The following is a 20,837-nucleotide window of genomic DNA, read 5'->3' on the forward strand; positions in this document are numbered from 1 at the left end:
TTGAGAATACTCTTCATTTTCTTTTTCGTTCGGCCGATATATAAATTGAGTAATAGACGATTTGACGTATATTTTCTTTTCAAATTAACCGCCGCGGCCGCGGCGGAAGAAGTGGTGAAATGATATGAGTAATAACCCGAATCCGGTTTCCTCCCTGGCGGCAGGAAACGCAGCAAAACTGAATGCGTCTGAAAAATATCTGACCTTCTATATCGATCGTCAGATTTTCGCCATTCCCAGCAGCCAGGTGGTGGAAATCGTGCGCATTCAGTCAATCACACTGATGCCGAAGCTGCCCCCGTATGTTAAGGGTGTGATCAATCTGCGCGGCAAAATCGTGCCGCTGATCGATCTGCGGCTGAAGCTATTAAAGCCCGAGCTGGAATACGGTGAGCAGACAAGCATCGTGGTAACGCAGTGGGAGGACGCCGTCATCGGCCTGATTGTAGACAGTGTGGACGACGTAACCGATATTGCCGTCGCGGACGTCAACGAAACGCCAAGCCTTGGCCGCGAAAAAAGCAACCCCTTTGTAACCGGGATCGTAACGCTTTCCAAGGGGCCCGCGCTTCTGCTGAATCTAAAGCGGATTCTGACCGAAAACGAGGACGAGCACCCGCAGAACAAAGCGAATGCGGACAACCAGCCGGAAGACAAGGGCGCCTGAGGCTTCGTCGCGGCTTTCGAGGTTCCCCGGCAATACACAAGCTCATTTTAATATCACTTTGAAAGGGTGACGAAAGTGCAAGATACCATTGATACCATCGACTTTCTGGACACAGCCAATCAGGAGCTCGACGGAAAATATCTGACCTTTTTTCTGGACAGCCAGCTCTTCGGCGTCCCGATTTCAGACGTGGTGCAAATCATCGGCATGCAGGAGATTACCCCCGTGCCGGATTCGCCGGCCTACGCCAAGGGCGTGATCAATCTGCGCGGCAGCATCATCCCGCTGATCGATATCCGGCTGCGCTTCGGCAAGCCCGAACTGGAATACACCGACCGCACCTGCATTATTGTGACGAAGCTGGAAGAAGCCTATATCGGCTTTCTGGTGGATTCCGTCAACGAGGTTTCCGTCATTGAGGAGGAAAACATCTCGTCTACCCCCACCGTGATTTCCGGCAACAGCGCCAACACCTACGTCACCGGAATCGGACGGTTGCACGACAAGGTAGTGCTGCTGGTAGACCCGAAAAAGATTCTGAACAACGATGAAATCAAGCAGGTGGAACAGGCGCTGAAGCAGCTGTAAAATCATTCTGCCGCACATGCCTGCGCATTGACGGGAAAGAAATCCGCCAAAGGGAAATCACCCGGCAACGCAAACCGATCGCCGGACGAAGCTGTTTCCCGACAGGCCCCGGCAGGAGACGTTTGATCCTTCATTGCGCATTTCATAGTACCCTGTTTGTGAGGCGGCCGAGAGATTCCGGCCGCTTTTTTTCATCAAAAAAACAGTCTGCAAAAAAAACAGTCTGCGGACGGATTGTCCGCAGACTGTTCACAGCTTTACAGCTTCATTTGATGATCTTTTCTTCCTGCTCCTTCTCCTCCTCGGGCTCCTCATCCAGATCTTCCGTGGAGATATTGCAGGCGTTCTCGATCACGAGCGAAAGATAGTTTCGATCGTTGTACAAATCCAGTATCTTGTCCGGCGTACTGAGCAGCCGAATCTGGGGGCGAAGCGGGTGCCGGGCATTCTGCGCCACAACAATCGCAATTTCGCCGTTGCTCAGCCTGACACAGGAGCCAACCGGGTACGGAGAAACCTTTCTTAAAAACGCCTCGACCACTTCCACGTCAAAGGCGGTGCCGCTCCCCCCCATAATATATTCCAGCACTTCCGTGGGGGAAGACGGCTTTCGGTAAGGCCGAACGGAAGTAAGCGCGTCATACACATCCGCAACCGCAATAATACGGCCGAACAAGGGAATGCCGTCGCCCTTCAGGCCGTTGGGGTAACCGGAGCCGTCAAATTTTTCATGATGCGTCAAAATCCCGGCACAGATTTTTTTGCTGACAAGCTGATGCTTTAAAAAAAACTCAGCACCCTTATACGGGTGGAGCTTCACAACTTCAAACTCTTCCGGCGTAAGTCTGGCCGGTTTTGCAATAATCTCAATCGGGATCGACATCTTCCCAATGTCATGCAACAATGCGCAAAGGCCCAGGTCGTATAAATCTCTGGTCTTCATTCCCATGGAAATGCCGATGGCAATTGCCAGAATCGACACGCCGAGTGAATGATTATACGTGTAGTCATCGTACAGCTTTAAATTAAAAATGCTGAGTTCGATGTTTTTATTGTTTTTCAGTGCTGTAACGAGCTGTTTAGAAACATCCAGAGTCTGATTGATATGGCTGATATTGATACTCTGCGCATTCTTATCAAACATCTCGTAAACGTGTTCGAGATTGGTGACGGCTTCCTGCTTAAGCGTCCTTTTAATCGGCGGACGAGGTCGCGGCAGCCTGTGTACCGGCTGTTCCTCCTGATCATCATCGGAATGGATATATGCCCCTAAAACCTGCAGTTCGCAAAGCTTTTGAATGTACGCGCTGGTCAAAACCTGCCCGGAACGCAGCATGGCAACTTTACAAGTCTTGTAATCATACAAATACACGTCCCGATCCAGCCTCATGCCTTCTTTCAGCTGATCGATTGGAACAAAATTCATGGGCTTCCTTTCTTTCTTGCTCACATTTCTGAGCAATAGTACAACAAAACTTATGCACTAAGTGTACAATATTCATTCGGGAAATGCAATTGTTATTTCCGAAAATCGCAGCGAATTCTTCTGATTTTTTCTCTAAGGATTTATGAAAATAGTACGATATATAAAGTAAGAAGTATATTTGATCGGACAGGAGGATTTCTAAATGTCTTCTTTAAGTACCAATTCCAGCACATCTTCCTCTTCCCTTTATGCCACCGCAAGCTCTTCCAAGCGTATGAGCGGCTTAATGTCTGGATTAGACACCGACGAACTGGTGAAACAGCTTACGAGCGGAATACAGAAAAAAATTGACACTGCCGGCCAGAAAAAACAGGTTGCCAGCTGGCAGCAGGAGGCTTACCGAACTCTGTTAAAATCGGTCGCTGAGTTTCAGTCCAAATATCTCAGCTCCTCCTCGAGCAGCAGCAGCATTTTAAACGCCAATTTCTTTAACAGCACCTCGATTAAAAACAACTTTTCTTCCTATGTGAATGTTAGCGGGTTGTCTAATGTTGCGAAAAACATGAAAATTAAATCGATTTCGCAGCTTGCGACGCAGGCGTCGTTTACCGCTGGCAACAAGGTATCAAACCAGACGATACAAACCGGAAAAATTGAGTCTGTATGGACAAAGAGCGCCGTGACCGGCGCTTCCATGAAGATCAGCTTCGAGGGGAAAGAGTACACCCTGACGGTGGGTTCCGACGGAAACACCAAGACAGCTGAGGATATTAAAAATCAAATCAACCAGCAATTGAAGGATCAGGGGCTTAGCGACAAATTGGCAGCCTCTATAGACGGCAACAAATTCACTCTGAAAAATATAGATGCGGAAAACACCACCGCTGCTGTTACCGTCAAAAGCGGCTCGGACGCTCTGCTCAACGGGCTTGGGCTGAAGGCGAATGATTCCGGCACAGCCATAACCGGAGAAACAGAAATAAACGAAGCCTATTTTAAAAACCATTCGATCGCGGCTGGTTCCAAACTGAACCTGAATATCGGCGGCACTGACTATACCCTGACCGTCCCCTCCGCTTTCTCGCTCCCGGTTGAGGGAACGGACGCTTATAACCAAGGGTACAACAAGGTTTTGGAAATCCAACTGAACGAAGCAGTAAAGGCGAGCAAGGATTTGGCGGGTAAAATTAACTTTACCGTGAATGCCAGCGGCAAGGTTTCTGCCAGTTCCTCTCTCGGCTCGGTATCTGTTATGGGCGGCAGCCAGAATCTGCTCGGCGGGCTGGGGCTGACTGCTCAAACAGACGGCTCGGGCAAGATTACGGGTTACGATTTCACAAATGCGGTCGACAAAGGCGCCTTATATTCCACTTATTTAAGCGACTCTCTTTCCGGCTCCACCCTCACGTTTGACCTGAACGGACTTTCCAAAACCGTTTCTTTTGACGCAACCCAGGTGGAGAACTATGACACGCCGGATGAACTTGCAAACTATTTGCAGGCAAAGCTGGATTCTGCTTATGGTTCTGATAAAGTAAAAGTTTCCTTTGATAATACAACGGGGTCCCTTTCCTTTCAAACCCTGGAAGACAGCACCAATGTACTGACCCTTTCCTCCTCCAGCAAGAGCGGAGTGCTGGGTGTGGAGGGCGCCTTGCGGGTGTATGCCGGTGAATCGAACCGCATCAACCTGAACAAAACCCTGCGGGATGTGCAGGGAGAGCTGAAAACTCCCCTGTCTACTGCAACGGACACCAACGGGAATACCGATTTGCTTTCCGAATATAAAATTTCCGTCAACGGAAAAGAATTCTCCTTTAAAGCGACCGATAATATCAACACGATCATAAAAACCATCAATAATGATCCGGATGCCAACGTTACCGTTACTTATTCCAGCACGCTGGATCGTTTCAGCATCGTCGCGAAAAACGGCGGCGCCAACAGTCATGTGAACATTTCAGATGTATCCGGCAATTTGTCTCAGGTTTTATTCGGTGACACCGGCAGCGGCATCACCGAAAACATAATCGGCCAGGATGCCGTGATGGAGGTCAGCTTCGACAACGGGCAGTCCTATCAAACCATCACTCGAGCCAGCAACAGCTTTACCATGGACGGCGTGAACTTTGAGCTGCAGAAAACGACTCCGACCAAAACGGTTGACGGAAAAGAAGTACCGGATATGGACCCCATCACCTTTTCGGTGGAATCGAAAACCGACGATCTTGTGACAAAGATCAAAACGTTTATCGACGATTACAATGCCATTCTGACCACAGTCAACGGAATGTACACAGAGAAGAAGCCGACGGACGGCACCTACGCTCCTTTAACGGACGAACAGAAAAGCGGAATGAGTGAAAGCCAGATCACCGCCTGGGAGAAAAAGGCAAAGCAGGGCATGCTGTTTAACGATTCTACGCTCAGCAGCTTTGCTCAGGACTGGCGCCACAGTATGACGGATGTGGTTTCTTCGATGAGCAGCGCTCTGTACCAGATCGGCATCTCCTCCGCCAGCTATTCCGACAACGGAAAGCTGACTGTGGACGAGGATAAGCTCAAAAAGGCGCTCAATTCCGATCCCGATAAGGTTTCTCAGCTGTTTACCTCCACAGACGGCATTGCCACTCGGATGCAGGATCTCCTCAAAAAGTACACAAACGACAGTCTGGTCGATACAGGGCTTTTGATTTCAAAGGCGGGGTCTACCACCAGCAAGGTGGATCAGAGCGATCTGGCTAAAAAGATGAAGGACTATGACGCTCAGATCAAAACGCTGAAAACCCGGCTCAAATCCCAGCAGGAATATTATTATAATAAATTTACCGCTCTGGAAACTTATATCGCGCGGATGAATAGTCAGGCGAGCTTCTTTATGCAGTCCAGCTCCACCTGACGGTAAAATCAGAGGTGTATCATGCAAAGCAATGCAATTTTTCAATATAAGCAGCAGTCCATTTCCACCATGTCGCGCGGGGAACAACTGGTGCTTCTGTTCGATGAAGTCATAAAGAACCTTCATCACGCCTCTCTGCTGATGAAGCAGGAGGACTATACCAACTCTGAAAAATGCACGGAAAAGTGCAAAAATATCTTTCAGTATCTTTCTTCGGTGCTGAACTTCAAGTACCCGATTTCAAAAGAGCTGTATGATTTGTACTACTTCTGCAATCAGCAGATTATTCGTTCAGAAATCCGGCGTGACCCGCAGCTTTTGGACGATCTGCTCCCGCTTGTCGACGAAATGCGTGACACCTGGGTACAGGCGGAAAAGCTGGTTCATATGAAGAAATAAAGATCGCCGCAGAAAAGATTGGAGTATATCATGCTTACGCAGGACATTTTGGTATGCCTGGAGCAAAAGAAAATACTGATGGAACAGATTCTGAACATCACCAAGCAGATGGAGGTTCAGTCTCTGGAAGAAACGGTTGACTTGGACTTGCTGCTGGAGCAGCGCGGCCAGCTGATGCAGCGGGTGGACAAATGCAACCTTCTGATTCGATCAAAAACAGATCTTCAACCCCCCGCCGAACAGGAAAGACTGCGCGATTTGATGTCTTTGCAGTTAGAGGAAGCAGTCTGTTCTCCGGACGAAAAACGGGCCCTTGTTTTGATTTCGGAAATCAATGAGCTGTTCCGCCAGGCTGCCGCTCTCAATCGTTCCACAACGGATCTTTTGTTGGTACAGCGTGAAAATTCAAAGAAACAGCTTGCCGAACTGAAACAGCAGGGGGAGCAGAACAACTTGTTCACTTACCAGTAAGCAGCCCGGCGAAGGCATAGTGTACCGGCACAGGCGGACACTATGCCTTGTTTTTTTATTTCAAAGCGTGTAAAATGAAAACAATATGGTATCGTCAATGAGTTTTTACACCGTCCGGTTTCCAACCTGCAACCCCCGCGGCGCACCTTTCGGGTACTCATTGATGAAAACCGACGACAACCGCCGCGATGCCGGCTCCGTACAGTTTCCCCATTCGCTACAATGCCTCGTTTTGAAGTTTGCCGCGTATCCTTCCTCTTTCAGAAAGTGAATAACTTCGCCTCCTGCGCAGGCGGCGAAGAACCCGCTGTACCAGCATTGTGCAGGCTTTTTGAAAGCGGTATCATTATTAAGAAAGGACTTACCCTGTTTTCCATGATTTTTGATATGCATGTTCACATGTTTCCAGATTTTCTGGCTCCAAAAGCACTTTCCGGAATTAGCGAGACGAGTCATGTTCCCCCCGTGACGAAGGCGACGCTCTCCGACACCAGGACGCGGTTGAAGGAATGGGGGATTTCCGGCGCCGCCGTTTTGAATATTGCGACCAGGCCGGAACAGCAGACCAACGTGAATAACTGGGCCGCAGAGGTTCAGGATGATTTCTTTTACTGCTTTGGCTCGGTTCATCCGGATGCACCGGACGCCGTTGAGGTACTTTGGCGCATTCGCGGCCTGGGGCTTTTTGGGGTCAAGCTGCACCCGGAGTACCAGCGCTTCTTCGTGGATGATAAAAAGGCGTACCCTGTTTATGACGCGCTTCAGGAATTGGGGCTGCCCGTTACCTTTCACGCAGGGTGGGATCCGGTTTCCCCCCATGTGGTGCACACGCCGCCGAAGGCTCTGGCAAAGGTGGCGCGCGATTTTCCGCGCATGACCGTTATTGCGGCGCATATGGGCGGAATGCGGCGCAGCGAAGAAGCCGAAGAATACCTGATCGGTATGGAAAACGTTTATCTCGACACCTCGATGTCTTACCTGCTCATCGACCCGGAGCAGGCCAAGCGGATGATTCTGCATCACGGTTCGGAGAGAGTGCTCTACGCCAGCGACTGCCCCTGGAGCCTGCCGAAAGAACAGATGCGCTTTCTCGAACGGCTGGGTCTGCCAGACCGCATGCTGGAGGACATTTGCTGGAACAACGCCCGACGGCTGCTGGGGCTGGACAAAATCTCCGGGCAGAAAGAACCCGGAACAATGCGGAGGATAATCTGATGAAACATATTATGGTCACCGGCGGCGCCGGTTTTATTGGGAGCCACACCTGCGTGGAGCTGCTGCAAAACGGCTACGATATCTGCGTGGTGGATAACTTCAGCAACTCCTCCCCCGCCGCACTGGACGCGGTGCGCACGATTACCGGCCGCGATTTCTCATCCTGCTGCTGCGACCTGCTGGAGGAAGAGAAATTGGGGCGGATTTTTGAGAAACAGCCGATCGACGCGGTCATCCATTTTGCCGGCCTGAAGGCGGTGGGAGAAAGCGTTCAAAAGCCCGTTCTGTATTATCACAACAACGTGACCGGCACCCTGAATCTGCTGCGGCAGATGGAGCTGCACGGCGTCAGGCGGCTGGTATTCAGCTCCTCCGCCACGGTATATGGGGAAAACAATCCCATCCCTTACCGCGAAGACATGCCCACCGGGCAGACCACGAATCCCTATGGAACAACAAAAGCGATGATCGAACAGATTTTGCAGGATCTTTGCAAAAGCGACAGCCGCTGGAACACGATGCTGCTGCGCTACTTCAACCCGATCGGCGCGCACCCGAGCGGACTGATCGGAGAAAACCCGAACGGCATCCCCAATAACCTGATGCCGTACATCATGCGGGTGGCGCAGGGCTCCCTGCCCTATCTGAACGTGTTCGGCAACGACTACCCCACCCGCGACGGCACCGGCGTGCGCGACTATATTCACGTATGCGACCTCGCCGCAGGCCATGGCAAGGCGCTGGACGCGCTGTTTGCACAACAGGGCGTCAGTATCTACAACCTGGGAACCGGGCACGGAAGCTCCGTTCTGGAGGTCGTAAAAACCTTTGAGCGGGAATCTGGGGTTCCCGTGCCGTACCAATTTGCTCCCCGGCGGGCCGGCGATCTGCCGGAATACTACGCCGACGCCGGCAAAGCGCAGCGGGAGCTGGGCTGGCAGGCCCGCTACACCTTGGCCGACATGTGCCGCGACTCCTGGAACTTTATTCAAAAGCAGGGAGCCGCACAAAAGAAAGCAGGTGGCGCGAAATGAACCTTGCCGTCGAGTACAATTGCGGCGGAATCGACTGGGAGGAGCTGGCCTGTGTCATCGAGGCCGCGGGCCTTGCCCCCCACCCGCCCGAAACGTTCCGCAAGGCGTTTGAAAACAGCTTTGCTGTCGTTTTTCTGCGGGACGGGCAGCGCCTGATCGGCTGCGCGCGCGCCCTTTCCGACGCGGTGGTTCAGTCCGCCCTTTACGACGTGGCCCTGCTGCCCGAATACCAGGGGCGGGGGCTTGGCAGAACCCTGCTGGAGGAGATGCTCCGGCAGCTGCCGGACGGCAATACCATTTTATACGCATCACCGGGAAAGGAGCCCTTTTACGAGCGTTTCGGCTTCGGCCGCCTGAAAACCGGAATGGGGAAATTCTCCGACCCGGAACGTGTCCGCCAAAGAGGAATGCTCGAATAAAAGGATGGCCCCGCCGATTTGGCGGGGCCATCCTTTTATTCTTCTGTATGGGCGGAAGGAGCGATCCCTTTTCAGGCCCTTCCTTTGCTTTCCTGTGGTAAAAGGCAAAGCGGCCGATCAGCACCTCCAGAACCATCAGCGACGCGGATTTGCTCCGGTTCCACATAAGGTCGCATACAGTGCCGACCCTTCGGCTATAAAAATCAGTGATACTATCTAAAATCATACCGGATTCTTCAGGAAAATCCAACGGTAACGCGATATTACTTTAAAAAAATAGGGAAGATTTCTTGTTTTTCAGGGCACAGTACCTGAATTTTACGCCTGCAAGGAGTGGGATTATCCTTTTTCTTTCTCACTTTTCTTTGCAATTCTTGTTCTGTAAAAGAAGATTGCACCGATAACGAACAGAAGGATCAGTACAACGAGAGTGGCGTGCGCGTACAGGTCGATGTATTCCGCAACTCGTTCCCACGATTCCCCCGCGAACACGCCCAGATGCACCAACACGGTATTCCACAAAAAGGTTCCCGCGGCGGTGTACAGCAGGAACACGCCCATCGACATTTTCGTCATTCCTGCCGGGATGGAAATCAGGCTGCGGATGATCGGGATAAAGCGGCAGAGGAAAACGGTGATTCTTCCCTTTTTTTCAAACCAGTGTGCGGCACGCTCCACATCCTCGCGCTTAAAGTGAAGCATCTGACCCAAGCGGCCGTCGAGCCAGCCTTCGATCCGCTCCGGCGGGAAAAAGCGCCCGACGCTGTACAGCACCAAAGCGCCGATCACCGCGCCGACGGTGGCCGCAATGATCACTCCCCATACCTTCATATCTGTATACGTGGTCGAAAAGCCACCAAAGGTCAAAATCACCTCCGACGGAATCGGGGGGAATACGTTCTCTATGGCAATCAGCAGCATAATTCCAATATATCCAAACTGATTCATCGTCTGGATGATCCATTCCTGCATTGCAAAGTTGCTCCTTTCCTGCGTTCCTGCGATTTCACGATTCCGATGATAGCAGAAACATGACAGGCAGACATGACGAAAGTGTAAATTTTCGGTCAACATTTCAGGGATTGTCGGAATTCTTGCCGGATTCAGCCTGCTTATCCGCCGATTTTTCATCGGACTCGGCCGCTTTTTTCTCCGCCGCAGGGTCCGGCACCTCAACAGGGGGCTTCCCCATTACTTCTTCTTCCGAAATTTCTTTTTCCTTGAGCTTTAACTCCGTTTCCTGACGCAGCAGCGCGTAAAACACGGAGAACATCGGCACGCCGAGCAAAATGCCGATCACGCCGAACAGGCTGCCGAACAGCAGAATCGCGACCATCACCCACAGGCCGGGCAGGCCGATGGAGTTGCCCACCACGCGGGGATAGATGACATTCCCCTCAAACTGCTGGAGCAGAACGAGGAAAATCAGGAACCACAGGCTGTACACAGGGTTGATCATCAGCAGGACGAACGCGCCCATTGCTCCGCCCAAATACGCGCCCAGAATCGGAATCAGGCTTGTCATGGAAATGATCACGCTGATCATCACGGCGTAGGGCAGCCCCATAACGGTCATGCCGATGTAGCACAGTGAGCCGATGATTACGGCCTCCGTCATCTGCCCGGTGACAAAGCCCGAAAAAATCCGATTGGTCAGCACGCCCACCGCAACCAGGCGCTGCGCTTTTTCCCTGGGGAGAAACGCGTACAGCACACGGCGAATGTTGCGGATCAGACGCTCTTTTCCGAACAGAATATAGATGGAGAAGATCACGCTCAGCACAAATGAAATGATACCGGAGGCCACGCTGATGGTAGCAGACACCAGCGAGGTGGCTACGTCGCTGATGGTGGAGGTGATCCTTTCCAGAGGCTTCGTCCAGTCTATTTTTAAAAGGCTCTGGGTTTCCTTACTCCAGTCGAACTGCTTGGACACTTCCGTCAGCCACTGGGAAAGCTGGTTGACATAGGCGGGCAGATTCTCTGAAAAGAAGCTGAGGGAGCTGATAAATTCCGGCACAATATAGACGATGATCAGCCACACGACCAGCGACAGAAAAGTAAACGCCAGCAAAATGCTGATGCCGCGCCGAAACTTCAGCCAGAGCCTCCAGCCCTTTTGATTCAGAGGATAAAACAGCTTGTTCTCAAAAAAGCGCACCAGTACATTCACCACATAAGCGACGCCCACGCCGACCAGCAGCGGCCCGAACAACGACAGAATGTAAGAAATGACAAAGGATACATTCTCAATATGAAACAAAAGAAAAATCAGGCCAACGGTGAACACGATTAAAAACATCATCTTACTGCGGATTCTCTTCCACAGCTTGGGATCCGACAGGATTTCTTCCCAATTCATAACCTGCCGCACAACCTTTCCAAAAATATAGTTTCCGACCGCCGCTCCGGAAAAGCGGTTTGTTTTCTCCTCCGCCTTCGGCGGTGGGAACTGCTGTTTGCACCATGGTATCTTCCAGCAATTTGGCAATCGTCCTGTTTTTCATGCTAACGCAATCGCAGAGAAAAGTCAACGAAAAGCATGACGGCACCGCATTGAATTTCCAGTCGGATAATAGCATGACCCGTTTGTGCCCGGATATTTGGCGCACGGCATGTCTGTTTTGCCGATTGACGACAAAAACGCCGCGGCGAATTCGATTTGACCGCCGCAGCGCTATCGATTATTCCTGACGGATCGCGGTAAGCGCGCTGATCTTAACAGCGCGGTTCGCAGGGGAAAAGCCCGAGACCAGGCCAACCATGGTAGAGAACACCAGCGCCCCCAGAGCCAGCCAGGCCGGGATGATCGAAATCTGCCCCCCTGCCCCGCCAAGGCCCATTACACCGCCCCCGTTCGCCGCCAGGGTATTGAGAAGAAACGAGAGCAGGTAACTGATTGCGATTCCCGCCACACCGCCGATGAAGCCGATCATGCCGGCTTCGATCAAAAACATGGTGCGGATATTCCCAATCACACAGCCGAGCACCTTCATCACACCGATCTCCCGGGTGCGCTCATAAATGGACATGATCATCGTATTCGTGATTCCCAGCGCCGCAACCAGCAGCGAAATCGCGCCCAGCCCGCCCAGAATCATCTGGATGGTTCTGGTCTGCGCTTCCATGGACTCGCGCATGCTGTCCATACTGTACGTCTGAAAGCCGAGCGCCTTGATAGCGTCCTGCACCGGCTCGACCGACTTGATATCGAGCGCCTTGACCACAACGCTGCTGTACTGGAACTTTTTGGATTTGTCAACCTTGATATTGTTCAGCTTATTGTACTGCTCCGTCAAAGCACGAACATACTTCACATCCATAAACACGCTGTAGCCGGGCGAGGGGCTCTTGCTCCAGTCCTGCGCCAGAATGCCGAGTGCCTTGAGCTTGACGGGCTTTACCGTCTTTTTGTTATTCTCGTCGGTCTTTTGCAGCACCAGCTCCAGCTTATCCTTCATCGGGTTCACATAGGGGTCAGGAATTTTTCCGGTGGCGTCCGGCTCCGGGTAGATCATATTATTGTTATTCTTTTTGCTGTTATAGAAATTATACAGTGCATCCCTGCCGAACAGAACCGCGCCCTCCTCTACGGTTCCCTCCGGCAGCTTCCCCTCCTCCACCTCATAGCCGAACTCAGAGAGGGCATCCATATACACGCCGGTGACGGACCCGCCATATACATATTTGCCGCTGCGGATCTGAAAGGCGGAGAAGTCTGCGTCGAACATCGGAGTCAGGGTCTGCACCCCCGGCAGCGCACGGATCCTTTCCAGCATGGCGTCGTTCAGCGGCTCCGCATCGGGGCTGGAGTTGTAGTTTTCGATCTGGATCACCGTAAGATCCCCCATGCTCTGCATCGTTTCGTCCGTTGTCTTTTTGATGCCGATGCCAAAGGAGAGCATTACCACAATGGCGCAGGTGCCGATGACGACACCGGCCACGGTAAGCAGTGTGCGCACCTTGCGCTTGAACAGGCTGCTTAAGCTCATGGCGATCATGTCTGTCCATTTCATGGCTGATCCTCATTCTGATGCGGTTCGTCCGGCAGCTCCGGCGTTTTCGGCTGCACGTCGTCATAGTCGTCCTCCTGCTCCAGCAGGGCACGGCGCTTTGCGGCGCGCCTGCGGCGAATGAGCACGACGGCTGCGGCCCCTCCGGCCGCCACGGCCAGAAGGAGCACCCATACCCAAGCCGCCACCCCGGAGGACTGCTCCGGCATCGGCTCGCTGACATCGGGGCCCATGCCATCCTGATCGACGGGCATCGCCGGCTGAACCTCGCAGGAGAACTCCTTGATGATTTCACGGGTTTCCCCGTTCGGATCCTCGTAGGTGATCGTGGCCTTCCCCTGCAGCGTTCCCTCTTCCGTCGGGGTCAGGGTCGTATCGTAGCTGTCGGAAGAACCGGATTCCACATTGCCGATATAGATATTCGTTTCCGGCGCGGTAAAATTGCCCTCGAGCAGAACGGAAAGATTGTAAACGGTGCTCTTCCCCTTATTGACATAACTGATGGACAGCTGGCCCTCCGTTCCCATCTGGATCGGCCCCTGTACCTCCGCGTTCGTCACCTCAAAGCGGTCCGGCTGTGTGAGCGGAATGGAGATCGTTTCCGTTGCTGTGATCTGCTCGTGCTTGGTATCCGCGGCGGACTCGTACTCAAACTTCACGTCGATGCCGTAGGATTTCGGCTTGGCGTCCGCCTTGGGGTACAGCTCAATCGATTTGTCGATGGAAGCGCCCGCCCCCAGCTTTGAGATAAAAAACGTATTGGAAGAATTGGCGGGTGTAAAAACGCCGCCGGTATCTTCATCCGCCGTGGAGGTGATGGTGATTTTCAGGTTCTGAATCGCGGTGCCGGTGTTCGCGTTGCGAAAGCGAAGCGAGAGCGGAAACGTTTTGCCGCCGGTCACCGAGGTTCCGCCAAAGCTGTAGTTCTCGATGATGATGATTGGCTTTCCGCCGCTGGAATCGCCCGTTCCCACCACAGAGACAAACACCTTGGTGGCGACGGCCTCCGTCACCTCGTCTGAAGTGAGGTTCACCCCAATCGCGTAGTTGCCCGATTCCATTTTGGAGGCGGCCTGCATGTGGAAGGAAATCGTCGCCGTCGCGCCCGGGGCCAGGCTTGCGACCGTTTTTCTGTCGAGCGAACCGACGACTGTAAAGCTCTCTGTCGCAAGGCCGTCGAGCGCGGCGTTAATATTGTGATAGGTCTGGCCGCCGGTGTTCTTCAGCACCAAATCCATGCGGAAGGTGCTGCCGGAATAGATGGTGGAACGGTCCAGCTTATAGGAGTCGATTCTTACGCCGCCCTTTCCCTGGGCGCTGTCCAGCACCTGAATATAAGCGGTTACTTCATTGCCGTTGATCGTGAGGGTAATAGGATAAATCCCTGCCGCAACGGACGAATCCACACGGAGCGGAAGATTAAGGTATTTCTTTTCTCCTGACACAAAATTCATTGTATAGACAGCCCCGGCCGAGGTAAGCAGAATTTTCGGTTCTGGCGCTAACTTCACTGCAATCTGCGCGTCCTCCAATGTACTGCCGCTGATCAAAGGAATCGCCACAGTAGCGCTGGTTCCGGAGATAATGGTCGGTGTGGAGCTGCTTTCGTCCACACGCACCGTGTTGTCCGCGGAGCCTTCGCCGGGAATCAGGGTTTTGCGGATAGAAACTTTATAAATTTTACTTTTACCGTTTTCGTCTTTTATTGTTACCTCTTTACCCTCAGTAGGTTTTGAATCCTCATAGTAAGTAATCGTAAGCCTGATCACGCCAGGCCCGGATCCAATATATTTCAGATAATTTTCAGGAATATATAGAGTGTATTCTTTACCATCATCGTCATCTGCTGTGGAATCAGTTACAGGAACTGTAAATTTATTACTTTTAACGTTCAATCCACTATAATTTGCAATTTCAATAACTGCGCTGTAAGCTTTTTGGATATTACTATCATTATGATAAAAATTAATACTAGTATCGAATGATTGTCCCTTTTGTACAGATTGCCCCGACTGTACTGTAACAGACTTGATTTCCGGTTCCGTCACGTCAAAACTGGAAGAAGCCGCCGCGGGAGATGGTAGTAAAAAAAGCAGCATGGTCATCGTAAGCACCAGCGCCGCCAAAGGACGCAGCTTATTTAATTTCATTCTGTTTTTCCTCCCGATACCGTAGTCAATTCCTGTACTTTTTCCCGCTGTGCGGGGAAAACAGATTCGTTTGTATGATCCGACTGAATATTTCCGTCCACAATCGTAACGATTCGATCCGCATAGCGGGCAATGTCCTGGTCGTGCGTAACCAAAATCAGGGTCTCATGGTACTCCCGCGCCATACCCACCATGATCTCCATCACCTCTCTGGTCGTTTTGGTATCCAGGTTGCCCGTAGGCTCATCCGCAAATATGATTTTGGGGTGCGCGACAAAGGCACGCGCAATGCCCACCCGCTGCTGCTGCCCGCCGCTCATCTGCGTCGGCCGGTGCAGCAGGCGGTTGCCCAGCCGCACCGCGCGCAGCATTTTAACGGCCTCGCGGGTTCGCCTGTCTTTGCTGATTCCCCGGAACATGAGCGGCATAGCGACATTTTCAATGGCACTCAGCGTCGGCATCAGGTTATAGGACTGAAACACGAAGCCGATATTTTTCTGCCGAAACAGCGCCAAATCCTTTTCGGAAAGCGCCGTGACCTCTACGTCATCTATCATAACCCGGCCCTTCGAGGGCTTCTCCAACCCCGCCATAATATTCAGCAGCGTCGATTTGCCCGAACCGGAGGTTCCCAATATACAGCATACTTCTCCCGATGCAACCGTCAGATTGATGCGGTTGAGCGCAACAATCTTTTCCTGGTCCACCCGGTATACCTTACGAAGGTTCTCCACACGAATCAGGCCCATGTCTAACTCCTTTGCCAATGCTTTCATTTTCCTCATTATACCAATGAAGCCCAAAAATTATTTTCTTTAAAAGAAAATATATTTACAGTTGAGATAACAAATTGACTACAAAATTGAAATTTCTGTTAGAAATTTGTCCCGCACAATGACGGAAAATGAAAAAAACGGGGAAAGGATTCTCCCCGTTTCGACCGGATCACCACCATTTGCATCCCATTAAAAATTTCTTAAATTATTGTATCCGCCCAAAAACGGCTTGTTTTTCAAAATAAAAAAATTTATACTTGTAAAAATAAAAATCCGTTAGGAAAATGAAAACAAAAAGTCTAAAACAAAGGAGATTTGAGCTATGGCACTGAGATTTGCAACTCCTGAAGACGCCCCGCGTCTGATATCGATTTATGCTCCTTACATTTTAAACACCTGCATTACTTACGAATACACGGTTCCTTCCGTGGAGGAATTTGCGGAACGAATCCGCAGCATCAGCAGTAAAATGCCCTATTTGCTCTACGAAAGCGACGGCGACATTCTCGGGTACGCATACGCCGCGCCCCACATGACGCGGGCCGCGTATCAATGGGACGCGGAGCTTTCTATCTATATGAACGAACAGCACCACCGCGGCGGAATCGGCACCATGCTTTACAAGACGCTGATCGCCCTGCTGAAGGAACAGGGGTACTACAACCTGTACGCTCTGATTTCGGTGCCCAACGACCGCAGCATTGGCTTTCACCGCTCTCTGGGCTTTGAGCAGGTCGGCGTTTACCCTCACACCGGATATAAATTGGGCAGGTGGAACGACCTTGCGATTCTGGAGTACTGCACCCAGCCGCAGCTGGGGCACCCCGTCCCGACAAAGTCCATTCACGACCTGCCCAAAAACCGGATTGAGGAAATATTTGAGACTATGCAGCGAGTGCCGCAGACTTTACGGTGACCGGCACGGTTTTCAGCCCGCCGTCACTGGTGGTAACCAAAATTGTTGCGCTGCCGGCCCCCTGATACACCACGCGATACTTTGCTCCGCGCGGGTCATTCGCATTGACAAGCTGAACCGAGGCAACCGCCGGGTTGGAGCTGGTCACGGTGACCTGCGTTCCCTTTTGGTAGGGCTTTGCGATAAACTCGGAATAAGCGCCCGCCGAACCGGACAGCGAAGCGACGTCCAACTCCGCGCCCCTTGCGATTGCCGTTCTCACCATGCGGTACTGCGACCAGTCGGTCACGTTGTCAAACTGTGTGCTAACGGCGACATAGCCCGCGGAATCCCAGGAATAATGCTGGTTGACTCCGCCGGTCATCGCGGCGTCGCTCTTGAGCAGCGCATATGTCTGCACCACCCCCGCCCGGTCGGGAACCGGGTCATCCCAGGTGACATCCACGTGGTACCATTCGTTGTTAAACCGCACCATGTTCCAGGCGTGGTTCATCGCCGTGCTCTGCACCACAATACCGGGAATTCCGAGCTTCTGCATCAACAGCTGAAACGCGGCCGCATACCCCTGGCAAACTGCTTTTCGCTTCACCAGCGCTCCGTATGCCGTATAGGAATCATGCGGGGCGCTGTTTGTTTCCACGCCGGTATCGTAGGAGCAGTTCAGCACCAGATAGTCATGGATCGCCACAATCTGCTGCAGCTGCGTCATGTCGGGGGTAATGACCGAAGAGATCACCGCCTGCGCAGCCTGCTCGATCTGCGCCGTTTTGGCCGCTACCTCCTGCTGGGGGGCGTCGTACTTGGGCCATAATCCATAGACTCTTTCCTGATTGTCGATCGTGTATTCATAAGAGATGACACTGGCAATCTGCGGAAAATTCGTAAACGAAGAGTAATTGAGGATGCGCAGCAGCTGATCCTTAGTAAGCTGGTACGGCCTTAAATCCAGCACGTTGGCGCCGTTCATCAGCCCCTCCGAGATCACCGTCTCGGCCGCTTTGGCGTTTTGCTCCATCGCCAAGAGCGAAACCGACGCGGCCGACTGTGTTTGTGTGGAGACGCTCTGCAAATAGCGGGGAAACTCGACTGTTTCTGTATGTAAAGCAGGAGTTTGCTGCGCCCCTGCAACAGCGGCCATGCTTCCCATCAGCGTCAGAGAAAGCAGAAGGCTGCAAATTCTCTTTTTCCAGTTTACCCTAAATAACGCATTCATTTGAAAACACGTCCTTTCATGGTTGTTATCCATATTTTAACAGGTAGAAGAATTATGTAAAGGGGAAATTTATGAATTTTTTCCCTCTCATGAAAATTCAACCGCTTTTCTGCCCATTTTTATGCTATAATTGTCCGGAGCATAAAAAAGAAAGCTTCGAGCGGCCGAGAGATCATTGAAACCCGGCGCACAAAAAACGACTGCTGCCATTTGATTTTATGCGATCCTCAATTGATACTGATCAAATAAAGCGGATTTGTTTTAAATCCCCACCGAAAGGATGCCTTACATGTTTGGAACCATCGTCAACACCGTCGCCATCGCCGTAGGGGGAGCTCTTGGCCTGCTGTTTCAAAAACGTCTGAACCCACGGATGGAGGAAAGCCTCTACAAGGTTTTGGGAGTGGCGATTTTCATTCTTGGCATGAACGGCGTAATCGGTTCCATGTTCACGGTGAAGGGCAGCCAAATTTCCGGCGGCGGGGAGCTTCTTCTGGTGATCAGCCTGGTGCTGGGCACGGTTGCGGGCGAGCTGTTGAAAATTGAAAACCGGCTGGAAGCGTTGAGCCGGAAGGTGGAGCAGAAGATGCAGCTGTCGGGATTTTCCGGCGGATTCGTCGCCGCCTCTGTCTTGTACTGTGTTGGGGCCATGGCGATTGTGGGAGCGATCAACGACGGTCTGCGGGGTGACAGCAGCACGCTGCTGGTAAAAAGCATTCTGGACGGCGTCAGCGCCGTCATTATGGCGTCCACACTGGGGGTCGGCGTGCTTTTCAGCTGTATTCCCGTTCTTTTGTATCAGGGCTCGCTTTCTCTGCTCTCCGGGTGGATTGGCCCGGCTCTGACAGACACGCTGCTGGATCAGATCTGCATGGTGGGCTATGCCATCGTGATGTGCATCGGCATTAATTTCTGGGGCGTCACCAAAATCAAAACGGCAAATCTTCTCCCCGCGATTCTGGTTCCAATTTTATACTGCGGGGTCACTTCCCTGATTCCATAAACTAAGGGCTGTTTCAAAATGAATTTGCGATAGTAAATGAAACAAAAGAAATCGACTAAAAAATAAGGAAATGCGCCTTGGAACGACTTTTACAGGTCAAACCAAGACGCATTTTTGTGTATATTTTGGATAAGGCTATTTTGCAGCAGCCCCTTTTCTGAGATATCAAAAGATATCAAAACATATTACGCGCCCGATGGAACAGCGATTCCGTCCTGCGCCAGATCGGTGACGGTCTGATTTTTCCCCTTGCGCTTGGCCTCGTAAAGGGCGGCGTCGGCGCGGTTAAAGAGGGTGCTGCTTTCCTCCCCCGGCTGATACTGAGCGACTCCGCCGCTGAAGGTTACGTGGATCACGCCAATATAGGACAGGCGGCTGTCTGAAAAATGACGCCTGAGCTGCTCGATACGTTCGTAGGCCTGATCTCTCGTCATGCCCTTGAAAATAATGCCGAATTCCTCGCCGCCGTAGCGCGCCACAAATTCTCTTTTCGGCGAGAACACCATTCCCATCAGGTCGGAAAGACCCTCCAGCACCTGATTGCCGGCGGAATGGCCGTAGGTATCGTTGATCGCCTTAAAATTGTCAATATCGAGAATCGCCATGGAGAATCCCTCGTTCTGCTGCTCGGCAAGCCTGACGCTTTCTTCGAGCTTCTTGAAAAAGGTATGCTGGTTATAGAGGTTCGTCAGAGGATCCATTTTGACCTTTCGGTCGAGAATCAGCTGAACCCGATAGCTGGAAAGCAAATCTGCCTTTCCCTCCTGTATGTAAGCCATGATAATGTTGGAGAGCAGGCATGCGACCAAAACCAGAAAGAAAGGCACCGCGATATTTCGGACCAGGAACGGATCGCCCACGACCAGCAAATAGGAATGTGCCGCACATATGCACATGGCCGCCAAACTGACCGCGCAGATCAGGCGCATTTTTTTCTTACTGACAAAAACAGCGGACAGCACAACCGGCAACACAAATACGGACAGCGCGCTGACCAATGTGTAATGAACCCATACGGTAACAGAACAGAGGAGCAAGACCGTAGCGATCATGCTGTCGTTTTTGCAAACCTCCGTTGCCGTTTCTTTCGTCTGAACCGCACGGTTCAGCAAAAGACAGCCGTAATTGAAAACGGATGGAAAAAGGATGCGCGTGCGAATGTACATGCCTCTGTCTTTGGGGAGCAGGTCCCCCGAATCGACCAAATAAAAATAAGAGGTTACTTCCAGTAAAGTGACAGCGATTGCCATAAACAAAAGAATACAGTTGATTTGTTTTCTCCATTTGGTGAGCTTCATGTCCGGCATTTTGATCCGCAACGTCAATCACTTCTCAGTCAATTTTTCCAACATTATATCATATGACTTGCAATAAAAATAGCTCTTTCTGTCATTTTTTGTATTTAGATAAACATTTTTTGTCTTTGTTGATTTTCCATAATGATATAAAATGATAGAAAATTTAATATCTCACTCTTAAAATAAAATATTTTTCGTGCAATTTCTTTTTCTTCTTGCATATGCAATTTGACAAATTTTGCTCCCCGCCTTTGTATAATGAAATAAAAATTTGAAATAGATCCGTATCAGTGCGGTGAATTTTTCTAAAAATAGAATGTATTCCGATTTATGGAATTCCAACTGAATCG

At 51.4% G+C, this 20,837-nt stretch carries 18 protein-coding genes; 10 read left to right on the top strand and 8 right to left on the bottom strand.

The window, feature by feature from the left end; all coding sequences use genetic code 11:
• The first annotated feature begins 124 nt into the window (after nucleotides 1-124).
• Nucleotides 125-667 carry a chemotaxis protein CheW gene (locus G340_RS0101315; protein ID WP_020071846.1) on the top strand — a complete coding sequence of 181 codons (543 nt, stop codon included), beginning with the start codon at nucleotides 125-127 and terminating at the stop codon, nucleotides 665-667.
• A gap of 66 nt (nucleotides 668-733) precedes the next feature.
• Nucleotides 734-1,255 carry a chemotaxis protein CheW gene (locus tag G340_RS0101320; RefSeq protein WP_326522284.1) on the top strand — a complete coding sequence of 174 codons (522 nt, stop codon included), beginning with the start codon at nucleotides 734-736 and terminating at the stop codon, nucleotides 1,253-1,255.
• Nucleotides 1,256-1,520: 265 nt separating this feature from the next.
• Here the strand turns inward: G340_RS0101320 and G340_RS0101325 are convergent, their stop codons facing one another.
• Nucleotides 1,521-2,681 carry an HD-GYP domain-containing protein gene (locus tag G340_RS0101325; RefSeq protein WP_020071848.1) on the bottom strand — a complete coding sequence of 387 codons (1,161 nt, stop codon included), beginning with the start codon at nucleotides 2,679-2,681 and terminating at the stop codon, nucleotides 1,521-1,523.
• Nucleotides 2,682-2,883: 202 nt separating this feature from the next.
• On the opposite strand from G340_RS0101325, the gene fliD reads away from it, so the two are divergent.
• From fliD to G340_RS0101355, 6 genes are all read left to right on the top strand, one after another.
• The gene (gene fliD, locus G340_RS0101330; RefSeq protein WP_020071849.1) at nucleotides 2,884-5,580 is read left to right on the top strand and encodes a flagellar filament capping protein FliD; all 2,697 of its coding nucleotides are present in this window, start codon (nucleotides 2,884-2,886) and stop codon (nucleotides 5,578-5,580) included.
• Between the two features lie 21 nt (nucleotides 5,581-5,601).
• Entirely contained in the window at nucleotides 5,602-5,979 is a 378-nt protein-coding gene (gene fliS / locus G340_RS0101335) for a flagellar export chaperone FliS (protein WP_020071850.1), read from the top strand.
• An 18-nt stretch (nucleotides 5,980-5,997) separates the two neighbouring features.
• On the top strand, nucleotides 5,998-6,450 hold the full coding sequence (locus G340_RS0101340) for a hypothetical protein (RefSeq protein WP_326522285.1): 453 nt from the start codon (nucleotides 5,998-6,000) through the stop codon (nucleotides 6,448-6,450).
• A 375-nt stretch (nucleotides 6,451-6,825) separates the two neighbouring features.
• A complete protein-coding gene (locus tag G340_RS0101345; protein ID WP_326522286.1) occupies nucleotides 6,826-7,665 on the top strand; it encodes an amidohydrolase family protein in 840 nt (279 codons plus the stop codon).
• The gene (gene galE / locus G340_RS0101350; protein ID WP_020071853.1) at nucleotides 7,665-8,699 is read left to right on the top strand and encodes a UDP-glucose 4-epimerase GalE; all 1,035 of its coding nucleotides are present in this window, start codon (nucleotides 7,665-7,667) and stop codon (nucleotides 8,697-8,699) included. Before G340_RS0101345 ends, galE begins: the two co-directional genes overlap by 1 nt.
• The gene (locus tag G340_RS0101355; protein ID WP_020071854.1) at nucleotides 8,696-9,118 is read left to right on the top strand and encodes a GNAT family N-acetyltransferase; all 423 of its coding nucleotides are present in this window, start codon (nucleotides 8,696-8,698) and stop codon (nucleotides 9,116-9,118) included. Before galE ends, G340_RS0101355 begins: the two co-directional genes overlap by 4 nt.
• A gap of 339 nt (nucleotides 9,119-9,457) precedes the next feature.
• Here the strand turns inward: G340_RS0101355 and G340_RS0101360 are convergent, their stop codons facing one another.
• From G340_RS0101360 to G340_RS0101380, 5 genes are all read right to left on the bottom strand, one after another.
• Nucleotides 9,458-10,090 carry a DedA family protein gene (locus G340_RS0101360; protein ID WP_020071855.1) on the bottom strand — a complete coding sequence of 211 codons (633 nt, stop codon included), beginning with the start codon at nucleotides 10,088-10,090 and terminating at the stop codon, nucleotides 9,458-9,460.
• Between the two features lie 103 nt (nucleotides 10,091-10,193).
• Nucleotides 10,194-11,609, bottom strand: coding sequence for an AI-2E family transporter (locus tag G340_RS0101365; RefSeq protein ID WP_020071856.1), 1,416 nt, complete (start codon nucleotides 11,607-11,609; stop codon nucleotides 10,194-10,196).
• Between the two features lie 193 nt (nucleotides 11,610-11,802).
• Nucleotides 11,803-13,134 carry an ABC transporter permease gene (locus G340_RS0101370; RefSeq protein ID WP_020071857.1) on the bottom strand — a complete coding sequence of 444 codons (1,332 nt, stop codon included), beginning with the start codon at nucleotides 13,132-13,134 and terminating at the stop codon, nucleotides 11,803-11,805.
• On the bottom strand, nucleotides 13,131-14,900 hold the full coding sequence (locus tag G340_RS0101375; protein WP_020071858.1) for a COG1361 S-layer family protein: 1,770 nt from the start codon (nucleotides 14,898-14,900) through the stop codon (nucleotides 13,131-13,133). Before G340_RS0101375 ends, G340_RS0101370 begins: the two co-directional genes overlap by 4 nt.
• 377 nt (nucleotides 14,901-15,277) lie before the next feature.
• A complete protein-coding gene (locus G340_RS0101380; RefSeq protein ID WP_027103807.1) occupies nucleotides 15,278-16,057 on the bottom strand; it encodes an ABC transporter ATP-binding protein in 780 nt (259 codons plus the stop codon).
• Nucleotides 16,058-16,379: 322 nt separating this feature from the next.
• Here G340_RS0101380 and G340_RS0101385 point away from each other — a divergent pair, with 322 nt between their 5' ends.
• Nucleotides 16,380-16,973 (top strand): GNAT family N-acetyltransferase, encoded by a 594-nt coding sequence (locus G340_RS0101385; RefSeq protein ID WP_020071860.1) that lies wholly within the window; start codon nucleotides 16,380-16,382, stop codon nucleotides 16,971-16,973.
• On the opposite strand, the gene G340_RS0101390 is transcribed toward G340_RS0101385, so the two are convergent.
• Nucleotides 16,942-18,186: a transglutaminase domain-containing protein gene (locus tag G340_RS0101390; RefSeq protein WP_020071861.1), complete on the bottom strand. Its 1,245-nt coding sequence runs from the start codon at nucleotides 18,184-18,186 to the stop codon at nucleotides 16,942-16,944. The two genes, G340_RS0101385 and G340_RS0101390, sit on opposite strands and share 32 nt — an antisense overlap.
• A 289-nt stretch (nucleotides 18,187-18,475) precedes the next feature.
• On the opposite strand from G340_RS0101390, the gene G340_RS0101395 reads away from it, so the two are divergent.
• The gene (locus tag G340_RS0101395) at nucleotides 18,476-19,189 is read left to right on the top strand and encodes a DUF554 domain-containing protein (RefSeq protein WP_020071862.1); all 714 of its coding nucleotides are present in this window, start codon (nucleotides 18,476-18,478) and stop codon (nucleotides 19,187-19,189) included.
• Nucleotides 19,190-19,374: 185 nt separating this feature from the next.
• Here the strand turns inward: G340_RS0101395 and G340_RS0101400 are convergent, their stop codons facing one another.
• Complete coding sequence (locus G340_RS0101400) at nucleotides 19,375-20,439, bottom strand: GGDEF domain-containing protein (RefSeq protein WP_326522287.1); 1,065 nt, start codon at nucleotides 20,437-20,439, stop codon at nucleotides 19,375-19,377.
• Nucleotides 20,440-20,837: the final 398 nt, after the last annotated feature.

This window comes from Faecalispora sporosphaeroides DSM 1294, from assembly GCA_000383295.1.
Taxonomy (GTDB): Bacteria; Bacillota; Clostridia; order Oscillospirales; family Acutalibacteraceae; genus Faecalispora; species Faecalispora sporosphaeroides.

Excerpts from the sequence above, each read along its gene's own strand:
- G340_RS0101315 (WP_020071846.1), top strand. The coding sequence starts at position 125 with ATGAGTAATAACCCGAATCCGGTTTCCTCCCTGGCGGCAGGAAACGCA.
- G340_RS0101325 (WP_020071848.1), bottom strand. The coding sequence starts at position 2,681 with ATGAATTTTGTTCCAATCGATCAGCTGAAAGAAGGCATGAGGCTGGAT.
- fliD (WP_020071849.1), top strand. The coding sequence starts at position 2,884 with ATGTCTTCTTTAAGTACCAATTCCAGCACATCTTCCTCTTCCCTTTAT.
- fliS (WP_020071850.1), top strand. The coding sequence starts at position 5,602 with ATGCAAAGCAATGCAATTTTTCAATATAAGCAGCAGTCCATTTCCACC.
- G340_RS0101345 (WP_326522286.1), top strand. The coding sequence starts at position 6,826 with ATGATTTTTGATATGCATGTTCACATGTTTCCAGATTTTCTGGCTCCA.
- galE (WP_020071853.1), top strand. The coding sequence starts at position 7,665 with ATGAAACATATTATGGTCACCGGCGGCGCCGGTTTTATTGGGAGCCAC.
- G340_RS0101355 (WP_020071854.1), top strand. The coding sequence starts at position 8,696 with ATGAACCTTGCCGTCGAGTACAATTGCGGCGGAATCGACTGGGAGGAG.
- G340_RS0101360 (WP_020071855.1), bottom strand. The coding sequence starts at position 10,090 with ATGCAGGAATGGATCATCCAGACGATGAATCAGTTTGGATATATTGGA.
- G340_RS0101370 (WP_020071857.1), bottom strand. The coding sequence starts at position 13,134 with ATGAAATGGACAGACATGATCGCCATGAGCTTAAGCAGCCTGTTCAAG.
- G340_RS0101380 (WP_027103807.1), bottom strand. The coding sequence starts at position 16,057 with ATGAAAGCATTGGCAAAGGAGTTAGACATGGGCCTGATTCGTGTGGAG.
- G340_RS0101385 (WP_020071860.1), top strand. The coding sequence starts at position 16,380 with ATGGCACTGAGATTTGCAACTCCTGAAGACGCCCCGCGTCTGATATCG.
- G340_RS0101390 (WP_020071861.1), bottom strand. The coding sequence starts at position 18,186 with ATGAATGCGTTATTTAGGGTAAACTGGAAAAAGAGAATTTGCAGCCTT.
- G340_RS0101395 (WP_020071862.1), top strand. The coding sequence starts at position 18,476 with ATGTTTGGAACCATCGTCAACACCGTCGCCATCGCCGTAGGGGGAGCT.
- G340_RS0101400 (WP_326522287.1), bottom strand. The coding sequence starts at position 20,439 with ATGGCAATCGCTGTCACTTTACTGGAAGTAACCTCTTATTTTTATTTG.